Here is a 20,426-nt window from a genome sequence, read left to right as displayed (position 1 = left end):
TTTTACGATAGCTAATTCTTCATCACCGCATCCAAAAGAATATTGGCATCAAAGCGGACTACATCGGTGCAAGGTAGCCCCGTTTCTGCTATTGTTTGAGCGATGCTTTCCTGAGCCGCAGCTTCATCTAGATGGGCTGTGTTCAGTGCTATACCCACTACAGGAACACTTCCAAAAGCACCGCCGGCACTAGCAACAGTTTCATAAAGCCGAATCACCTCTGGTAAGGGTGGAATTATTACATGGGGATGATTACGTACATGAACTTGTCCTGCCCGATGTCCTAACACCAGTTGGGTTGGTTGAGAACCACGTATCAGGGGTAGGGTTGCCGTTGAACCAGGATGTAACAGTGAACCTTGTCCTTCAATGTGCAAGATGTCATAGTTTTTGCCATAGCGCATGACTATCTGTTCCACAGCACCAGCGGCAAAGTCTACCCGCACGGCATCTAAAGCTACGCCGTCCCCTTCTAACATCACCCCAGTTTGCCCTGTAGCGAGGAACTTAGAACGCCAACCCCGCAGTTTTGATGCCCAATGTAACTCTAGGCTAGTTGACATTTTACCAATGGCCATATCAGTTCCCACTGTCAACACCCGCCGACAAGGAAGAGTGCGTGCCATTCCACTCGCAACACTGATATTAGATGGCTCTTTCCGTACATCCCAAATTAGTTGCCCTGGTTTGAGCAGTGCATTTAATTCTGGGATACTTGCCATTGGTGTATGTAAACCATTCACCAGCGACATTCCCGCTTCTAAAGCGTTTTTAATTTCCAGCCAATAATCATCTGGTACAGCACCACCACCTGGGGCAATGCCAATTACCAAAACTTCTGGCTTGTACTCTAGGGCTGCGGCTACGGATGCCACAATTGGCACATCACGCTTGATACCTGTTAATTCTGGTAGGGATTTGCCAGCACAATCGCGATCAATTACGGCTACGATTGGGGATTCACTGTAACGTAAAATCGCTAGCCCTGTTTTGCCGTGAGTCCCAATAGTTCCCTCATGAAGTAAAATAGCTACTCGTTGATTAAGTGGTAGACGCACTGTGTTGTACTCCCAAACCTGGTAAATCGTTTGGCAAAACTCTTCCTTCTTTTAGCAATGCACCCGTAAAAGGGTCATCAATTAAATTCAGGTGACTATCTAAATCTAAATAATCAGCTAGTGGCGCTAGCTGTAATGCTGCTGTATTAGCTAGCGAACTGTCAGAATAGCAACCAAACATTACTTGCAACCGATATGCTCGTGCTGTATGTACCATTCGCATTGCTTCCGTTAGTCCCCCTGATTTCATCAGTTTGATATTAATACCATCCACGTAATTTGCCAAATCGGGAATATCAGCGCTGGTAAAACAACTTTCATCGACAAAGATGGGGAGGGGAGAATGTTCTTTGAGTTTTGCTAAACTTGGTTCCTGCCCCCGTGGCAATGGCTGCTCTACATACTTTATACCTAAATCTGCCAGCCATTTGCACATTGCGATCGCATCTTCTAAACTCCAACCCCCGTTGGCATCAACAAATAATTCTATTTCAGGCGCTTCTTCTCGCACCGCCAATAGCATTTTTTTATCTGCATTTATGCCATCAGGACTACCTAGCTTCACCTTGAAAAGGCGGATATCGGTAAATTTTAACCAGTCTCGCGCTCTTGCGATCGCACCTTCAGGCGAATTAATCCCAATTGTGACAGAAGTCGGGACTATTTGATTGCGATCGAGTCCCCAAATTTGCCACAAAGGTAATCCTACACGCTTACCCAACCAGTCGTGCATTGCCATATCCAAGGCAGCTTTTGCAGCAGAAGGAACTTGGTTTTGTATTAAAACTTGCTCAATTTGCTGCCGCTGTAAGGGGCTGAATGCTTGCAACAGAGGCACAACTCGCTGTAGCGCCTCTTTGATTGCATCAGTTGATTGCCGATGATTACCCACACCAAATGGTGATGCTTCTCCCCAGCCTTCGATTCCATCCGATGAGATCCTCACCCATACATTAGTTGTTTGTGCCGTTGTACCTCGACTAATGGTCAACGGAAATCTTTTGTTTACTGTAAATAAATTTACATTTATTTGCATATTTATTTTGCATATTATGTTATTGCAAAAGCCAGTGTAAGTTCAAAGTTTAGATTATCGAATACATCTGTTATACTTTTTTACATTCATTACTTAATTTATGAGTAACTTAAAAAAATGGAAGATTTTAAAATCAAAAATGGTTTTAGATCACGCTTGGTGTCGGGTGAGGCGAGATGAAATAGAATTGCCCAATGGTAAAATTATAGATGATTATTTTGTCAGTATTAAGCCTGACGTAGCGATGGTTTTACCTATCACTAGTAATAAAGAAATTATTTTTGTCCGGCAATATAGACACGCCGTAGGTGAATTTTTCTTAGAACTGCCGGCAGGGAATTTTGATCCTACAAAAGAGAGCGCGGAAGTAGCAGCAATTAGAGAACTGACAGAAGAAACTGGTTATATTCCTCAAGAATTTAGAAAACTCGTAACTCTATACGATAAGCCAAGTAAAGATACCAATCAAATACATTTATTTTTAGCAGAAAATGTGAGTAAAGTTGGGGAACAGCAACTAGATATTACAGAAGAGATTGAAGTTGTATTGATTCCTATAGAATCAGTTTTAGATAAAATTATTCAAGGAGAAATTTCTGTTTCCGGAACTGTTGCGGCTCTCTTCTTAGGTTTAAAGTTTATCTGTGATTGAAGGAGGCTTTTCAAACATCCTCTTAGAGGATGTTTGAAAAGTGGTTAGCTGTGACTTTCAGCACCTATTGATCCCCCCTAGCCCCCCTTAAAAAGGTGGGAAAACTTCTTAAAGTCCCCCTTTTTAAGAGGGATTTAGGGGGATCTAAAACTTTTCGCTACCAACAACAGAACTTTTCAAACATCCTCTTAAATGCATGTTTCTAAAGATGCTACTTTCAGACATTCTTGAAGAAACTGCTGGGGAATTTCTCTACTTTCTCCCCAATGCAGATGAACATAAGAAGCATGAACATTTGCAGGTAAACCCCATCCCTCGCATCCCATATTTTCTTCACAATCATAGCGAGAAGTTTCAAAGAGGGGCTGAGTGGGATTTAAGGTTAAATGGGAACGATGAAACTCATGTCCGTAAACAGTTGTATTTGCTTTAACTAACAGATTATCTTGCAAAGCTACTGCGCGACGATACCCTAAAGTTAAACGCCCACCCATCACAGCAGATGTCGGTAAAACTCCCGCCATTGGCCAAGGTTTACCCTCAAAATCGATAATTTGCTCACACAAATACATCAATCCTCCGCATTCGGCAATTGTAGGCATTCCTTTAAAGATTGCCGTTTTCACTGCATCACGAACCCTGGTATTTTCTGCTAATTGCTGGGCAAAAACTTCTGGGAAACCTCCGCCAAAATACATTCCCTGCACATCTTTGGGTATGCCAGCATCTTCTAAAGGACTCCAGAAAACCAGTTCTGCACCAAGCTGTTGCAGCAAATCGAGATTGTCTTGGTAATAGAAATTAAAAGCGCGATCGCGGGCAATAGCAATCCTGACTGGGGATGAGGGGGGATGAGGGGGATGAGGGGGATGAGAGAGAGGTTTTGATTTTAACAGGGGTAATAAGTGTTGCCAATTGAAGCAAGTATCTCCTAAATCGGCGAGGCGATCGATTAAAGCGTTGAGTTCGGGAAGTTCTGCTGTGGGTACTAAACCCAAGTGGCGATCAGGAATTGTGATGTTATCTTGACGACGCAGCACGCCGAGAATGGGTAATTGTAGGGGTTCTAGAGAATCTTTGAGGAGAGAGAGGTGGCGATCGCTCCCCACGCGATTTAATACTACCCCAGCTATTTTAATTCGGGGATCAAAAGATCGATAGCCGTGAGCGATCGCAGCGACAGAACCAGATAAACGACTGCAATCAATCACCAACACCACAGGTAAATCTAAAAGCCGCGCAATGTGTGCCGTACTCGCAAAATCAGTTTTTTGCTTTTCTTGCCCATGCCCCATGCCCCATTCCCCATGCCCAATTCCATCAAATAACCCCATAACTCCTTCTACTAGGGCATATTCACTTAACTGGCTATGACGGGCAAAACATTGCTGAACGTAAGCTTCAGAAGTCAGTACTGGGTCTAAATTCCGACAAGGACGACCAGTTACGTGTCGATGAAACATTGGATCAATGTAGTCTGGGCCTACCTTGAAAGATTGCACCAAGCGATCGCGACGACGTAAAGATGCTAAAAGGGTGAGCGTGACTGTTGTCTTACCCACCCCACTACGTTCTCCGGCAATGATTAAAGCCATAAATGAAACAAATGTGGTTTTTATACCAATTAAAAAGCAGAAAACTAGCCAATTAGGGGAGTTAATCTGAAAAAGTTTGTCTAATAATGACTAATAGCTAGAGATTATACCAATTTGAAAAAAGAATGCGACAAATAGACCATTTGTAGAGACGCGATTCATCGCGTTTTTACCCAAGGATGTGTTGTAATCGTTAATTAAATTGGTATTAGCTCAGATTGGATAGAAATCAGCCACCAGAAGAGGAACCTTTTTATGATAACTGTGCATCATCTTAACAACTCGCGATCGCAGCGGGTGCTGTGGCTGCTTGAAGAATTAGGTATTGAATATGAGATTAAATTCTATGAACGCGATCCAAAGACGATGATGGCGCCGGAGTCGCTGCGCCAAGTTCATCCCCTCGGTAAGTCACCAGTAATCACAGATGCAGACCTCACTATTGCTGAGTCTGGTGCTATCATCGAATACCTCGTTAATCGCTACGGCAATGGTCGCCTAGTTCCCGCATCCGATACACCGGAGCATCTGCGCTATACATATTGGCTGCATTACGCCGAAGGCTCTGCAATGCCACCGTTGGTAATGAAGCTGGTCTTAAACAATTTCGGGGAAGGAGACAGCAACGTAGTTAGAGGATTTGTGGCGCCCCAGATCAAACTTCACTTTGATTATATAGAAGGTGAACTTCGTAAAAGTACGTGGTTTACAGGAGAGGAATTCACCGCCGCCGATATCCAAATGAGTTTTCCCCTGGAAGTAGTCGCCATGCAAAAAGAAGAGGTTCAGAACCGGCCAAAGCTGAAAGAATTTGTTGATCGCATTCATGCGCGACCTGCTTACAAACGCGCCCTTGAGCGTGGAGGCGAGTATGACTATATCACAAAGACGCGATAAATCGCCGCCTCTACAATAATTCCTTTGTAGAAACGGCGATTTATCGCGTCTCTTGCTCTTGGTGTAGAGCGATCGCACATCTAAAATGTGTTAATTTTTGCATGCATCAAAGGTGCAGGGCAATGCAACAAAGCAATTTGTAGACTGGGCAAACAGGCGTTGCATATTTGCGGGATGATTTTGCTAGTACAGCACGGCGGAAATAAACCACCCATTCCAAATCAATGAAACGCTTACGTTGTATTCATTTTCAATTTTCAATTTTCAATTTTTAATTCCGCCTAGCGGTACTAGTTTTGTGGGATGGGCATCTTGCCCGTCCCTTGTATTTCAGGGCTCTCGTGTCGCCCACCCTACAAGAATCATCCCTTGATTCAGCAATGCCTTTTAATAAAGTATCGTGGATTTCCTGTGTTAAACCTTCTCTTATAAAACTCTCAATACGCTACAACAGAAAAAACTCTCTGTTAAACCTGTGAAAAAACGAGTAACACTCACCTTTCCGAAACGCGCCGTGCAAATGCCTGTCACTTATGTACTGGCTAAAGAGTTCAACGTCGCCGCCAATATTATCCGCGCCCAAGTTGCCCCAAATCAAATTGGCAAACTGGTAGTGGAACTAGCGGGAGATATCGATCAATTAGATGCGGCGATCGAGTGGATGCGATCGCGCCATGTTAATGTTTCTTATACTTTAGGCGAAATTGCGATCGACGAGGATACCTGTGTCCACTGTGGTTTGTGTACTGGGGTTTGTCCTACCGAAGCCCTTACCCTCCATCCAGAGACATACAAATTGACATTCACGCGATCGCGCTGTATTGTCTGCGAACAGTGTATCCCCAGCTGTCCCGTACAAGCAATCTCCACTAACCTTTAACAATCCAAAATCCAAAATTGATACTAGCCCAGCTTGAACACATCCGCAATTACACCATCATCACCCACTAGCCTAGTTTTTGCTGGAGAGTCATAAACTACCAATAGTGAAGGTATACCAGCAACATCTTGAAACAGCGTCATTCCCTCAGCATGGTCTTCCCGATTTCCGTATGGAATATCTTGAACAAAATCTGGATTTATGAAGGCATTTTCTCTCGAATTCACACCATTTACCCAACAATAAACTTGCACGGGGCCATCTAAATCCATCGTTGGCCCAGCTAAAATCAACAAATCTTTTCCATTTACATACAAATCCCGAATTCCCAAACCATTCAACCAGATAAAATGCTTTTTATATAACTCCTTCACTTCCCCAATTTGGCTCAGTTTCATCAGTCCAGCAGTAGAGTCTTCTAACTCTATTTCCAATACCACAGCCCAACCCCGCAATACAGGGCCGCGTAAACCCAAAAAAACGCGGTTTTGATAAATGCCTATTCCTTCAATATCAAAGCCATTATCTTTTCCGGGAATTGCTGCCTTAATGAACGAGCCTAAATGTGGGTCATCTACTAAAGCTGTCATTAGCAAATTACCTTCATTCGTCACCTCTAGTTTAGCGGCATTCAATTGCACATCTGGCTTTTGGGGATGTGGGCAAGATGAGAATAACTTACCATCTATCAAAGGAATCCGTCCTAAGACGTAACGGTTGGGTTCTGATTCAATTTTTGCTAGCCTTTTAAAGTTTTTGGCATCATCTTTATCAGGTTTGGGTTTTTTACGTTTGTAGCTGTGAGAACCAACAAACCATAAGTAATTATCAGTGTAAGCCAGTCCTTCTATATCAATTTCTTCCTCTTCTGGTGCAGGTAAATTGATAAATTCTGCTACTCTAAATTGTTGGTGATCTGTAAATTTATCAGTATCAACCAAAGAGAGGCGTTCAATAGTTGAAGTTTCATCTGACCCCAACCATAAATACTTCTGATGTGTAAGCAGTACTGCTGATAAGTCTTCTCTATGTTCTTTAAATTTATCTACAAAAGTCAAGGAAACTTGATTTAGTAAATTTAATTTTGGCATTTCAAATCGTCTTTACGCTTAAAAAATCTTAATCATAGTAGTATAATATAAATTTTAATTACTTCAAAATAATTATTAAGAAATCATCACTTATATAAATCGCTAGGTGGATTTGCTATCTAGACCTTTGATAGATATTGAATACTTATAAAAGAGTATGCAACTATCAATAGTCATAAGAAAAGTTTACAATAATCATTGCATAAAAAAATATCACAAGTAGATGCAAATATTTAACTAATGTTATTATGCAATAACCTCATGAGGTAGTCATTAAGAGCAGTTATGAAATTAGCCACACAACCCACGGTAAAAACTCTAGGGGACTACGCCTACCAAGCGATTCAAAAACACTTTAAGAAAACCTTGAAGTGGGAAAAATCAGTGAAGAAAGATGAAGATCCAGAAGCGCTGCACCAAATGCGAGTGGGAATGCGCCGCTTACGGACAGCGGTAACTCGGTTTGGACTAGCGGTGGATGTGTCGAAACCAGTCAGCGATAGAAATATTGGTAAAATAGCTCGTCGTCTTGGTAGTCTGCGAGACTTAGATGTGCTCAAAGAAAGTTTGGAAAACAATTACAAACCAAACTTACCCCGTAAAGAACAGGAATCTCTGCAAATAGCCTTCACAGCTTTGGCTAAACAACGTGAAGATGTACTATCAAGTGTACAGAAAACCTTAAAGAATGAATCTTACAAGTCTCTAAAAGATGCATTAGATAAGTGGTTAGAGAAACCCAGTTATCAACCTTTTGCATCTGTTACTATTCAGCAAGTGCTACCAGACTTACTTTTACCAGAAGTGAGTAACTTCTTATTGCATCCGGGTTGGCTAGTTGGCACTGAAATTGTGGACTCAGAACTGAAAATTCAGAAAAACTGGGAACCAGAAAAAATCGAAAAAAAATTGGCAACAGAAGGCGAAGTTCTTCATAGTTTGCGAAAAGAAGCTAAACGTGTACGCTACCAGATGGAGTTATTTAGTGACTTATATGGTGAGTCTTACGCAGCTTATATTACAGAAGTGAAAAGTATCCAAGAAATTTTGGGTACGATGCAAGATAGTGCGGTTTTAACTGAGTGGCTTGCAGATGTATTCAAGTCAGAACTTCAGACATTGCCCACTCTTGTTAGTTTGTTAACTGAAAATCGTTACCAGTCATGGCAGCAATGGCAACCTTTGCAAGAACGGTATCTGAAAACTGAAACTAGACATAGTTTTCATTTAACAATATTGCACCCGCTTTCAGGAGTAATAAATTAAAAGTTACTCTTGGTTGGGCAAGGATTGGACTAACGAACAGACAATTGAATAGGAGCCTCTAGAGACAAAACATAAACACTGCTCTGAGGAATTTGTACAATACGGGTATTTTCGGCGGAACGCAAGCCTGAAATTATTCCAACAGCGCTTCCTAGCATAGCTCCCCGGTCAAACTGTTCGGGATCACCTTGGCTAAAAAAGCCCAAGGTGCTTCCACCAATTCTGCCCCAAACAGAGCCATTCTCGACGGCTTTATCATTAGCTCGCATGTGGGTAATGGTAGTGCCGGGAATGATCTGACTTGATGCTTTAATTGAGATAATTCGACCGTTGACAACCAATGACTGCGCTATAATTTTAGCGCCTCCATCAATGGGTTTGATGGTAATAGTTACAGGGGTATTTTCTGGCGCTACAACATTACCTTGATTATCTTTAATAGCGCTAGCTAAAGGTAGTGTGAGAGGATAATCCTTTTTTTGTCCAACATCTACGGTAACGGATGCTGGAAATGAGACAATAATCGCTGTATCTTGAGGAATGTTAATCTCTTGATTGACTGCTTGAGTCGGCTGAGTTGGCTGAATCATTACTGGTTGAGCGTTCGCTGGCAGGATGATGGAACCCAATACAGATATAGAACAGGCGAGGCTCAACAACATTTGCATTTTCATGACCGTTTTTCCCTTTGATGTGAGTAGTTTTTTTAGGATTAAATCCCTTCACTCAATCAATAGGTTTGCAGTTATTGATTTATGCAAACGGTAGTAAAATCAGAACATCCTTGGGTAAAGACGCGATGAATCGCGTCTCTACAAATGGTCTATTTGTGGCATTCTTTTTTCAAAATGGACTCAATACGACTATTCCTCCCCCCTGCTCCCTGCCCTAAATTCGATAGGATATTTTTTTAGTTGGAAGTCCCTAACGCCAGTGTTGAGGTATTTTCAGATTTTCTGGTAGGATTGTTGTGCGATCGCCAATTGCCTGTTCAATCTGCTGTGATTCTAGATTTTCTGAGCCGCTTAAGTTGGCTCCACAGAGGTTCGCTTCTTGGAGATCAGTTTCTTGTAGGTTAGCTGTACTAAGTAATACACTGTCTAGATTAGCTCCAGCAAGTTTTGCCTTTTGCAAATTACTACCAATCAGGTTTGCGTCTTGGAGATTGCTACCCTCAAAGTTGACTTCTTCCAAATTGGCATCACAAAGGATTGCTCCTTCTAAGTTGGCATCACAAAGAACTGCCCTTGTCAGATTAGCATCACAAAGGATTGCCCCTTCCAAGTTGGCATCATAAAGAATTGCCTCAGAGAGGTTTGCTTTTCTGAGAACTACGCCTTGGAGATTGGCTTCTGGGAGGATTGCTTTTTGCAGGTTGGCTTCATAGAGGATTGACCCACAAAGATAAGTTACTGATAAGTCTGCCTCAGAGAGATTGGCTCGTGTAAAATTGACCCATTGCAAATTAGCTCCTACGAGAATTGCTCTAGAGAGGTTAGCTTCTGTTAAGTCTGCATTACTGAGGTCTGTATTGCGTAAATCCAGTTTTTGATTTACCGGATCTTTATATGAATCGCGTCGTCCGATAACAGTTAAGGCTGTTTGAATATCTGTAGGTAGTTTTGATGATTGCCGTAATTCGTCATCATATTCATGTTTCATCGGGGCATTCTCGCGGATAAAAGCAGCGAGGATTTCCATAATTGTCCAATGATCTTTTGGAGAATCTTTGGCAATTCTTTCTAAAGCATAAATTGCCGCAAATCGCGTTTCAATCTTTTCATTTCCCAGTTGTTCAATTGCTTTAGAAAAGCGTTCAGGAACAATTTCTTGGTGAGTTGGTTGTGTGTAATTGATACTAGTGCCGATATTATTATCCCAAGCTAGTGTCCCAGCCAGGAGTTGGGTTAATAGACTCTGATTTTCATCTAGAGAGAGTCTGGAAGTATAGTAAGCATTAATTATTAATGCCAATCCTCCAATGATTATGGCCAGAGTTGTTAATGCTTGGGTGATATATTCGATTTTTTCTTGAGTAGAAAACCCTTGAATATATTCAAAGAATGAAAAAATTAAAGTTAATGATAAAATAAATATAACTGAGATAAATGCCAGCAAAGTCGTGAGTCCATTTGTTTTTATTAAAGACATGTCATAAGTCTTCATATTTGACTCCTTACGGAAATAAATTTAGGTTGATTCTAAGAGCAACTGTAGAGTTATGATAGAGTACAAACACGGATATGCTTAACCGATTCTTAAAGGCACTGCGTGATAATCATTGATGAAATGCCTGCTAAATAAGAATGCTCTAATTCAGAATTGAGGATGCTATCAGGTGTAATTACAGATAACTTCCTGTTGCAGTCGAACTATACTGCCAAACTATAATGATTAAAATTCAATCCGCTTGGGTTAAGGGCTAATTGTACAAAATTGTGGGTTTTCGAGAAGCGATAAATCGCCGTCTCTACAAGTTTTTTGGTCTTATCTGAACTGTATTTGATTAAAATTGCAGATTACGAGTCGTGAAGCGTAAAGCCCTCGTCATTCATGCGGGGGATATAAGCGAATGGCTGAATTTATTCAGCGGTCAAGATTAATAAAGATTTTCAACACCTCTAATATCTTATACCAGTCGTGATAGTATAAGACAGGAGGTAAAGAGATGCTAGTTTTTGAGTTCAAAGCTTATGGAAAGTCAGCGCAACTAGTTGCAATAAATGATGCAATTCGGACTGCAAAGTTCATCCGTAATAGTTGTATTCGGCTATGGATGGACGTTAAAGGCACAGGTAAAAACGACTTGCAAAAATATTGTGCTGTACTTGCAGCTAATTTTCCCTTTGCTAATGAACTTAATTCAATGGCTAGACAGGCACATGCAGAAAGGGCATGGTCTTCTATCTCTCGGTTTTATGAAAACTGCAAGAAAGGTATTCCAGGTTTAAAGGGGTATCCCCAGTTCCAAAAAGATTGTCGCTCTGTTGAGTACAAATCATCAGGATGGAAGCTTGCAGATAATCGTAAATCAATAACTTTCACTGACAAAAAAGGTATTGGAAAGTTAAAACTCAAAGGTACTCGTGATTTGCACTTCTACCAAATTAACCAGATTAAACGGGTGAGATTGGTAAAGCGTGCGGATGGTGTGTATGTTCAGTTTTGCATTGATGTAGACCGATCTGAAAACATAAAACCAACTGGTAACACAATCGGTTTAGACGTTGGGCTTAAAGAATACTACACTGATTCTGACGGCATTATGATCGAGAACCCTAAGTTTTTGCGTATTGGCGAAAAGGTTCTTAAGCGTTCACAACGTCGAATTTCTAGAAAAGTAAAAGGTTCAAAGAATAGAGGCAAAGCTAGACAGATTTTAGGTAAACGCCACCTCAAAATAAGTAGGCAACGTAAAGACCATGTTGTGAAATTAGCACGGTGCGTAGTTCAGTCTAACGACTTGATAGCCTATGAAGACTTGAGGATTAAAAATATGGTGAAAAATCATTGTTTAGCCAAATCTATTAATGACGCATCTTGGTATCAGTTTCGTGTCTGGGTTGAGTACTTTAGTAAAGTATTTAAACGTGTCACGGTTGCAGTTAATCCGCAATACACAAGCGCTGTTTGCTCTAGCTGCGGGGAAGTTGTTAAGAAAACACTATCTACTCGAACCCACGTTTGTAGGTGCGGATGTGTGATGGATAGGGATGAAAATGCAGCTAGAAATATCCTTAGTCGAGGATTGGGTACGGTAGGGCATATCGGAACCTCTGCGCTAGACGTAGGCAACGCTTGGGGAGATGAAACCTCTACTCTTGTTGGTGAAAACCTGCAAGAGCAAGTTATGTCTTAGATTCAAGAATCCCCGTCGATTTATCGCGGGGAGTGTCAATTAATTCACTTTTCTCAGCACATCTGACTAAATTGGAAATCGCTACAAGCAATTCCTCTGGGGCTACAGGTTTAACAATGTGCTGTTGAAACCCGGCTTTTAGTGCTTTCTGCTGATTGATTTCACCTGCGTAAGCAGTCAGAGCGATCGCCGGAATCTGTTTTCTCCCTACTGCTGCTTCTTGAGTCCGTACCTGTTCCATCAACATATAGCCGTTCATCTCTGGCATCCCAATATCGCTGAGTAAGATATCTGGCTTGGATTGTGTTAGCGCTTGTAATGCTTCATATCCCGATGCTACTGCGATGACGATCGCGCCAAACTGTTCCAAGACAAAGCTGAAAAAGTCGCGGGTGTCTGCATTGTCATCCACAATCAGGACTTGTATTCCCATGAGAGGAGAAGAGGTAAAAACGGCAGTTGAGGAATCAGTATTCGTGTCATCCTTAACTGTTGCACTGTCCTTGAGCAGTGGGAATCTAACTGTGAAGCTCGCTCCCTGATCCTCGCCAAGACTTTCAACCCAAATCGTTCCACCATGCATCTCAATCAAGTGACGAGCGATCGCTAAACCTAACCCTAACCCACCAAACTTTCTAGTTGTTGTACTATCACCCTGACAGAAATAGTCAAACACATGAGGTAGAAAGTCAGGGTGAATCCCCTTCCCTGTATCGCTCACAGTAATTTGCGCTTGAGCGTCGATGCACTCCAATCGCACATTTACTTTTCCCCCAGTCCCAGTAAACTTAACGGCATTTGATAAAAGATTCCAGAAAACTTGCTGTAAGCGGGCTGAATCACCTAAAACTTTCCCCACACTTGGATCAAGCATTGTCTCAATTTGAATAGTTTTAGCCTCTGCTGCCAAACGCACCGTTTCCATTGCGGCTTCAATGGTGGATGCCAGATCGACTGGGATCATATTGAGGTTGAGTTTGCCTTGGAGGATGCGAGAAACATCCAGCAAGTCTTCAATTAGTTGAGCTTGTAATTTGGCATTGCGCTCAATAGTTTCCAATCCTTTCTGGAGCGATATCTCATCAAATTTTCGCATTTGCAACAGTTTTGCCCAACCGAGAATCGGATTCAGGGGCGATCGCAACTCATGGGAAAGCACCGCTAGAAACTCATCTTTTATTCGGTTAGCGGCCTCTGCTTCCGCCCTGGCTATTTGCTCAAGTTGCAAAAGGCGATCGCGTTCTGATTCGGTGCGTTTGCGATCGGTGATATCAGTTAGCATAGCGATCGCACCTAAGAACTCACTCTGTTCATTCAAAATCGCTCTCGCAGAAATCAGTGTCCAGATGTATGAACCATCCTTGCAGCGCAATCGACCTTCTTTAAGATCCCTCCCCTCTCCCTTAAGCCACTCCAATTTCTCTTCGACTGCCATATCATCAGCCTGATCCATAAAATCAAATATGGAACGACCAAGCATTTCTTCTGCCGCATAACCCAACATCTGAGACAACCGCTGATTCACATACTCTGTTTGGGTTTGAGAATCAATCATCCAGATTCCCTCATAAGAAGTATCAACAATTCGGCGATACCTGGCTTCACTCTTCTGTAAAGACTCCTCTACTTGCTTGCGCTCACGCCGCTCTTTAGCTTCCCGCAATGCCCGTTGTACCGAGGGAACTAACCGCCCTAGTCGTTGCTTCAACACATAATCAGTTGCACCGTTTTTTAAAGCTTCGATCGCTAATTCTTCACCCAGCACAGCAGAAACAAAGATAAAAGGAACCTCTGAACAGCGATTTCGGGCAATTTCCAAGGCAGAAATTCCATCAAAAGATGGCAGGGCATAATCAGCAAGAATTAAATCGAAAGCCTCTGTTTCCACAGCCGCTACGAAATCAGCACCGGTTTCGACTCGGATCAGTTCGCAATTAATTCCTCCTTCAGTTAATACCGCTTGGGCAAGCTCTGCATCTAACAGGCTGTCTTCCAAAAGGAGGAAACGCAGGAAATTCATCAGTTTCTCTCCTGTTGAGAATGAGGCGCTGGAGGTAAAGCACCAACGGGAGGTTGATTAATCACTGCCCAAAACAATCCCACACCCTTAATAGAATCGACAAAATCGTGATAATCAACTGGCTTCACAACATAAGCATTGACCCCTAATTCGTAGCAACGAACTAGGTCTGGCTCCTCACGAGAAGAGGTCAGTACCACAACTGGAATAACTCGCATTACTGGGTCAGATTTGAGTTGTGCCAATACTTCTAATCCATCGATTTTAGGTAATTTCAAATCGAGCAGCACAACAACAGGATACCCTTCCATTCGCAACCGAAACAACCCCCGGCGATAAAGATAATCCAGTGCTTCCTCTCCATCACGTACCACCACTACTTCGTTGGCGAGATGGTTTTCTGACAAGGCCGCTAGTATTAATTCTGCATCGTTAGCACTGTCCTCAATTAGCAAAATTCGCTTGAGTTCTTTCATTCACTCTCCTTCTTTGACAATTTAGGCAGCGAGAAATAAAAGGTGGCTCCACTATCAACTACGGCCTCTGCCCAAACTCGACCATTATGCCGATGAATAATGCGTTGCACGTTTGCCAATCCAACACCTGTTCCTTCAAATTGTGGGTCGCTATGCAGGCGTTGAAATACTCCGAATAGCTTGTGAACATATTGCATATTAAAACCAACGCCGTTATCTTGTACAAAAAAGACAACTTCGTTTTCATTGTCAGTACTTCCAACAGTGATTTCTGCTGGGTTTCGAGTCTGGGTATATTTTACGGCATTGCCTATCAGGTTGCGAAGCACGAGCCGCAGCATGGAGGGGTCGCCCTGCACTTCTGACAATGACTCGATGTGCCAATGGATGATCCGTCCTGGGGTTTCTGCGATCAAATCGCGTTTTACTTCTTGTACCAATTCCTCCATATTCAGGTTGATGTAGCGCATTTCGGTGCGCCCCATCCGAGAAAATGTCAGCAATTCATCGATCAATATTCCTGCCTGTTTTGCCGTTTCTGAAATTATTTTCAAATAGCGCTGACTCGTTTGATCTAAGCTTGTTGAGGTATGCCGCTTCTGAAGCAATTCGATAAATCCGCCAATGTGGCGCAGCGGCGCTCGCAAGTCGTGAGAGACTGAATAGGAGAAAGATTCGAGTTCCTTGTTGGCAGCTTCGAGTTGGACAGTGCGCTCTTGAATCCGTTGCTCTAGCATTTCGTTGAGTTGTTGCAGGGCGGCTTCGGCAACTTTGCGATCGTGAATATCGCTGGCAATGCCCACCCACTTGATAATTTGTCCGGTTACATCCCGAAATGGCAAACCCCGGACAATATGCCAACGATAGCTACCATCAGAAACTCGACGAAAGCGAATTTCTACTTCGTAGTTTGTAGCGTTAGCAACAGCCTCCATCGAAGTTTTAAAGACGCGATCGCGGTCATCGGGGTGAATGACATAAATCCAGCCATAACCAGTGGTCTGCTGCATTGTCAACCCGCTGAAATCTAACCAGTATTGATTGCAATAGGTAATACCACCATCGCTATTGCCCATCCAAATAGCCTGTGGCGACACTTCCGTTAAAATTCGATATCGCTCCTCACTGTCACGTAGCGCTTTTTCTGCCAAGTTGCGATCGTGGATATCAACACAGGAGCCGATATAGCCGAGAAACTCCCCTGTTGGTGCGAATCGAGGTACACCAGTATCAAAAACCCAACGGTATTCGCCATCAAAACGTCTAAGGCGATATTCCATTGTAAATTTTTGTCGGGCATGAAAAGCATTGGTGTATGTGTCTAAGCAACGCCGAAAATCATCGGGATGAACACCTTCAGTCCATCCATTGCCCATTTCTTGCTCTAGAGTTCGCCCGGTAAAATCTAGCCAGGGTTTATTAAAGTAGTTACAGAATGTGTCAGTGCCGGACATCCATATCAGTACGGGGGCGGTATCTGCCATTTGGCGAAAACGGGCTTCACTTTCGCGCAAAGCTGCTTCTGCCCGTTTGCGATCGCTGATGTCAGTAATCAACGCTGCATACCCTTCAACAGTTCCCTGTTGATTAAACTGGGGAACGTAAATAGCATTAATGTAGCGTGTACCACCATCTTTATAAGGAATTTGACTTTCAAAAGTGACCTGCTCTCCTGCTAGTACTTGTTCCACATAAGGACGAAGCACTTTATAAGCGGATTCACCCAAAACTTCCCAAAGTGTCTTCCCATAAACTTCTGCTGCCGGATGCCCAAACCACTCTTCATAAGCTAGGTTATTGAAGCGGTAGCGTTGTTCTGAATCTACAAAGGAAATCAGAACTGGTAGCGTATCTGTAATTAGGCGAAGTTCTGTTTCTCGTTGCCGCAGTGCTTCCTCATTGGACTCTGTTAAGCGACCAAACCGTACCTGGCTTTCGTGTAGTAACTTCAGATTTGCCTCAGCTTGCTGTTGGGCTGTGCGGCGTGATTCGTTGAGCCAACTGATTAACCCTGCTGTTAGCATGAACACAACTAGCGGGATTACAATATTCAGATTGGTAATTTTCTGCGGATAAAGTGGCTTAAAAAAGAAGTAATTGATTGCCAAAGTAGATAAAACGGTTGCAAGTAACCCTGGCCCTAAGCCACCGTAGCAGGCACTTACCATCACCGCAGCGAAAAACAGCACCGCAGGTGTTGGAGTGAGATATGGATTGAGTACCAGAGTTGCCCACAGTGCTAAGGCAACGGATAGGAAAGCAACACCATAGTGGAACAGTTGCTCTCGGATGAATGTGCCCTTGTCTCTACCGCCAGCAAAGAGGTTTTGGGGTTTAGATACCTTTGCCTTACGACTCATAACCCTAATCTGCTTCTGGGAAATATTGACTTAGCAAACTTTTGCCGGGTTCACCCATTTTCCGTAACATTTCTTCTATTAGTTTTAGCGCTATACGTGAAGGGACTGTATGCCCATCCTCCCAACGGTTGACTGTTTTGAACGGAAACTCCTACTTTAGCAGCAAACTGTTTCTGAGAGAGGTTAAGTTGCTGCCGAAGCTCCCGAATTAAATTTAAAATTTCCAACCGCTTTGTTACAGGCATCTCCCTTTTTTATTTTTACAGGATCATTGACAATAGGACACCTGTCTTATTATTTGTCTCTTGCTTAGGGAATATTTCTAAAGTAAGTTGGTTTTGCTGTCACTCTAAGCAACTTGATCTTTTAAAAGACTCACGTTTGAGGTTCAGAAGGTCAACGTCGAGCCTCAGAAGGTCAAAGTTGAGCCTCAGAAGGTCAAAGTTGAGCCTCAGAAGGTCAACGTCGAGGCTCAAAAGGTCAACGTCGAGGCTCAGAAGGTCAACGTCGAGGCTCAGAAGGTCAACGTTGAGCCTCAGAAGGTCAAACTTAAGCTTCCCAATGTTCGGGTGGTTGAAGATTTTCCGGTAAGATTGTTGTGCGATCGCCTTTTGCCGATTCAATCTGGTGTTGTTCTAGGTTTTTGGCTTCCTTAAGGTATGCGCCTTTAAGATCAGCAGTCTCAAAATTTGCGGATTGCAGATTAGCATCACTGAAGCTTGAGCTTTGTAAGTTGGCTCCCCAGAAGTTTGCCCCTTGCAAGTTGGCCCCACAGAGATATGCACCTTCTAAGTTAGCTACCTTGAGGTCTGCTTGTTGCAAGTTGGCTCTCCATAACTGTGATCGTTCCAAGTTGGCTGCTGTGAGGTCTGCATCTTGTAGATTGGCATCAGGGAAGTATGCCTGATACAGGTTAGCATCAGAGAGATTTGCCCCTTGCAGGTTGGCTTCCTTGAATTTTGCCTGTTGTAGATTGGCTCCTGTGAACTTTGCTCCTTGTAGGTTGACTTTATTAAGATTCACTTCACTTAAGTCAGTCTCACTTAAATCAATCATTGAATCTTCTGGGTCATTCTCACGATGGCGTCGTTCAATTACTGTAATAACTACTCGAATTGCTGTACGAAGTTTTAGTACTTCCCCCTTCTTAACTTCTTCTTGCGGCTTTAAAGGCGCATTCACTCGCACAAAAGCCGTGAGGACTTCCATGATTGTCCAGTGATCATCTTTAGAATCTTTGGCGATTCGTTCTAAAGTATAAATTGCCCCCAATCGCGTTTCAATCTTTTCATTTCCAAGCTGTTCAATCGCCTTCGCAAAGCGTTCTGTGATTTGCTTGTCTTGTGCAGCTTGGGCATTTTGGAGCGCAGCCTTAGCAGTCTTATTTGCAGCTTCGGCACTTTTATCCATAGCTTCCCAACGCTTGGCTGCATAGTAAGCATTGATAAACACTGCAATTCCACCGAAAATTGTCGCAGTAGTTTTTAGCGCTTCAGTTTCATTTTTTAGTCGTTCATCTGACGAGGATATATCCCAGACAAAGTAAGCGACTAGAAAGGATGAAATAATAAATAATCCAATAAATAAAATTAGAACTATAAACGAATTTCTGGGTGTGTCTGTTTTGTTATCAGACATAAATTATGTTTCTTCCTCATCTCCCAAATATTTACGGAGACTTTTGGTAAAAACTATAGCACTAAGTGAAACTGGTAGAATGCGCCCAAATAACGAATGATGCTGTGATAACTTAACCAGACTGCCGCCAATGTGTCGGTGCTTCGATATAATCAGGTAGACGAGTAGTGCGATCGCCAAGTGCTTTTCTAATCTGCTGTAACTCTAAGTTTTTAGCCCCTGTCAAAATTGTCCCTTCCAGTTTGACATCACTGAGGTTAGCTTCTGAAAAGTTAGCTCCCATCAAGTTAGCTTGAGTCAAGTTAGCTTGATAAAAGGTTGCCCTATATAAGTTTGCTCCGATGAGGTTGGCTTGATGTAGGTCAGCTTCCGTTAAGCTTGCTTCTGAGAGGTTGGCAAAATAAACTTCTGTTTGGTGGAGTTTGGCTGCATTCAAGTTAGCCCCTGAAAGGTTGGCTCCATTCAAGTTAGCCCCTGAAAGGTTGGCTCCAATCAAACCCGTCATTTGCAGGTTGGCTTTCCCCAATTTTGCTCCTTGCAAATTAGCTAGAAACAGCTTTGCTCCAGAGAGATTGGCGACTTTTAAGGTTGCTTGTTGTAAGTTAGCTTTATAAAGGTTTGCTCCCTGTAAATTTGCTGCACGCAGACTTGCTCCAGAGAGGTTAGCTGAACGCAGGTTTGCTCCAGAGAGGTTGGTACGATTGAGGTTAGCCCAACAAAGGTTGGCTCCACATAAGCTAGATTTTAGTAATTTGGTTTCATAGAGAATAGACCTAATGAGTTTAGCGCCACTCAGGTCTGCTTCGCTCAAGTCAGCCCCACGGAGGTCAGCACCACTCAAGTCAGCCCCACGGAGGTCAGCTTGTTGCAGGTTAGCTTTTAGCAGGTCTGCTAGTCTAATATCGGTGCTACGTAAATCAAGTTTCTGATCTTTTGGGTCTTCGAGTAAATTACGCCTGCCGATAACAGTCAGGGCTGCTTGAATATCGGTGCGGATTTTTGGCAATTCTTCATGGAGATTTTGCTCTAACGGCTGTGTCGGACGCGACCCGCCTCTACGCCGACTTGAGTACACTGCCCCTTGATATTCCGGTTTTTGTTGCTCCCCTTTTAGGTGCTTGATAGGTGCATTTTCTCGCACAAAGGCAGTGAGTATTTCCATGATTGTCCAGTGTTCTTTGGGAAAATCCTGAGCAACTCTTTCTAGTGCATAAATTGCGCCTGTCCGGGTTTCGACCTTTTCATGACCAAGCTGGGAAATTGCCCCCATAAAGCGTTCTGCAATCAATCTGTCTTGATTGATTTTTGCATTTTGAATGCCAATGTCCAGGTTTTTCTCAGCTGCGATCGCATTTTTCTGCATCGCTTGGGCACGCCTTGCTGCATAGTAAGTATTAAACATTGCTGCCGATGCGAGAAAAACTATTGCAGTAGTTGTTAATGCTTGGTTTCTATACTGAATTTTTTCCTGGATTGACAATTCTTTAATACTTGACAATACGAAGAAAATTACAGTCAATGAGAAGCCAAATATAACTGTTATAGTTATTAACCAATTCAACAGAGCATCTGTCTTTTTAGAAGACATGGTAAAGATT

17 protein-coding genes are annotated in these 20,426 nt (G+C 42.8%); 5 read left to right on the top strand and 12 right to left on the bottom strand.

The window, feature by feature from the left end:
* Window positions 1-11: 11 nt before the first annotated feature.
* Window positions 12-1,058: a DUF1611 domain-containing protein gene (locus ABF638_RS06750; protein ID WP_435021335.1), complete on the bottom strand. Its 1,047-nt coding sequence runs from the start codon at window positions 1,056-1,058 to the stop codon at window positions 12-14.
* Window positions 1,042-2,094: a dipeptide epimerase gene (locus ABF638_RS06745; RefSeq protein WP_435021333.1), complete on the bottom strand. Its 1,053-nt coding sequence runs from the start codon at window positions 2,092-2,094 to the stop codon at window positions 1,042-1,044. The genes ABF638_RS06750 and ABF638_RS06745 overlap by 17 nt, the downstream gene beginning before the upstream one ends.
* Window positions 2,095-2,194: 100 nt before the next feature.
* Here ABF638_RS06745 and ABF638_RS06740 point away from each other — a divergent pair, with 100 nt between their 5' ends.
* The gene (locus ABF638_RS06740) at window positions 2,195-2,746 is read left to right on the top strand and encodes an NUDIX hydrolase (RefSeq protein WP_435021331.1); all 552 of its coding nucleotides are present in this window, start codon (window positions 2,195-2,197) and stop codon (window positions 2,744-2,746) included.
* 188 nt (window positions 2,747-2,934) lie between these two features.
* On the opposite strand, the gene ABF638_RS06735 is transcribed toward ABF638_RS06740, so the two are convergent.
* Entirely contained in the window at window positions 2,935-4,341 is a 1,407-nt protein-coding gene (locus tag ABF638_RS06735) for a cobyrinate a,c-diamide synthase (RefSeq protein ID WP_435021329.1), read from the bottom strand.
* Window positions 4,342-4,596: 255 nt separating this feature from the next.
* On the opposite strand from ABF638_RS06735, the gene ABF638_RS06730 reads away from it, so the two are divergent.
* Together ABF638_RS06730 and ABF638_RS06725 are read left to right on the top strand one after the other, a co-directional pair.
* Window positions 4,597-5,238, top strand: a complete 642-nt coding sequence (locus tag ABF638_RS06730; protein ID WP_435021327.1) for a glutathione S-transferase family protein — start codon at window positions 4,597-4,599, stop codon at window positions 5,236-5,238.
* A 475-nt stretch (window positions 5,239-5,713) separates the two neighbouring features.
* Entirely contained in the window at window positions 5,714-6,118 is a 405-nt protein-coding gene (locus tag ABF638_RS06725) for an NIL domain-containing protein (protein WP_435021325.1), read from the top strand.
* A gap of 23 nt (window positions 6,119-6,141) precedes the next feature.
* Here the strand turns inward: ABF638_RS06725 and ABF638_RS06720 are convergent, their stop codons facing one another.
* Window positions 6,142-7,209: a DUF3616 domain-containing protein gene (locus ABF638_RS06720; RefSeq protein ID WP_435021323.1), complete on the bottom strand. Its 1,068-nt coding sequence runs from the start codon at window positions 7,207-7,209 to the stop codon at window positions 6,142-6,144.
* A 285-nt stretch (window positions 7,210-7,494) separates the two neighbouring features.
* Between ABF638_RS06720 and ABF638_RS06715 the strand changes: the two genes are divergently transcribed.
* Window positions 7,495-8,475, top strand: coding sequence for a CHAD domain-containing protein (locus ABF638_RS06715; RefSeq protein WP_435021322.1), 981 nt, complete (start codon window positions 7,495-7,497; stop codon window positions 8,473-8,475).
* Between the two features lie 29 nt (window positions 8,476-8,504).
* On the opposite strand, the gene ABF638_RS06710 is transcribed toward ABF638_RS06715, so the two are convergent.
* The gene (locus tag ABF638_RS06710) at window positions 8,505-9,149 is read right to left on the bottom strand and encodes a hypothetical protein (RefSeq protein WP_435021320.1); all 645 of its coding nucleotides are present in this window, start codon (window positions 9,147-9,149) and stop codon (window positions 8,505-8,507) included.
* Between the two features lie 250 nt (window positions 9,150-9,399).
* Window positions 9,400-10,626, bottom strand: a complete 1,227-nt coding sequence (locus ABF638_RS06705; RefSeq protein WP_435021318.1) for a pentapeptide repeat-containing protein — start codon at window positions 10,624-10,626, stop codon at window positions 9,400-9,402.
* A 517-nt stretch (window positions 10,627-11,143) separates the two neighbouring features.
* Here ABF638_RS06705 and ABF638_RS06700 point away from each other — a divergent pair.
* Entirely contained in the window at window positions 11,144-12,334 is a 1,191-nt protein-coding gene (locus ABF638_RS06700) for an RNA-guided endonuclease InsQ/TnpB family protein (protein ID WP_435021316.1), read from the top strand.
* Here the strand turns inward: ABF638_RS06700 and ABF638_RS06695 are convergent.
* The 6 genes from ABF638_RS06695 to ABF638_RS06670 all read right to left on the bottom strand — a co-directional run bounded on the left by ABF638_RS06695 (window position 12,324) and on the right by ABF638_RS06670 (window position 20,416).
* Window positions 12,324-14,354: a response regulator gene (locus ABF638_RS06695; RefSeq protein WP_435021314.1), complete on the bottom strand. Its 2,031-nt coding sequence runs from the start codon at window positions 14,352-14,354 to the stop codon at window positions 12,324-12,326. The two genes, ABF638_RS06700 and ABF638_RS06695, sit on opposite strands and share 11 nt — an antisense overlap.
* Window positions 14,354-14,830: a response regulator gene (locus tag ABF638_RS06690; protein ID WP_069068535.1), complete on the bottom strand. Its 477-nt coding sequence runs from the start codon at window positions 14,828-14,830 to the stop codon at window positions 14,354-14,356. The genes ABF638_RS06695 and ABF638_RS06690 overlap by 1 nt, the downstream gene beginning before the upstream one ends.
* On the bottom strand, window positions 14,827-17,190 hold the full coding sequence (locus tag ABF638_RS06685; RefSeq protein WP_435021311.1) for a PAS domain S-box protein: 2,364 nt from the start codon (window positions 17,188-17,190) through the stop codon (window positions 14,827-14,829). Before ABF638_RS06685 ends, ABF638_RS06690 begins: the two co-directional genes overlap by 4 nt.
* A gap of 50 nt (window positions 17,191-17,240) precedes the next feature.
* Window positions 17,241-17,435, bottom strand: coding sequence for a helix-turn-helix domain-containing protein (locus ABF638_RS06680; protein ID WP_435021309.1), 195 nt, complete (start codon window positions 17,433-17,435; stop codon window positions 17,241-17,243).
* Between the two features lie 304 nt (window positions 17,436-17,739).
* Window positions 17,740-18,828, bottom strand: a complete 1,089-nt coding sequence (locus ABF638_RS06675) for a pentapeptide repeat-containing protein (protein ID WP_435021307.1) — start codon at window positions 18,826-18,828, stop codon at window positions 17,740-17,742.
* 112 nt (window positions 18,829-18,940) lie between these two features.
* Window positions 18,941-20,416: a pentapeptide repeat-containing protein gene (locus ABF638_RS06670; protein WP_435021305.1), complete on the bottom strand. Its 1,476-nt coding sequence runs from the start codon at window positions 20,414-20,416 to the stop codon at window positions 18,941-18,943.
* Window positions 20,417-20,426: the final 10 nt, after the last annotated feature.

The sequence above is a fragment of the Nostoc sp. CALU 1950 genome, from assembly GCF_051172895.1.
GTDB lineage: Bacteria > Cyanobacteriota > Cyanobacteriia > Cyanobacteriales > Nostocaceae > Nostoc > Nostoc edaphicum_A.
Note: the sequence above shows the minus strand (reverse complement) of the source record. Positions and strands in the feature narration are given on the sequence as shown.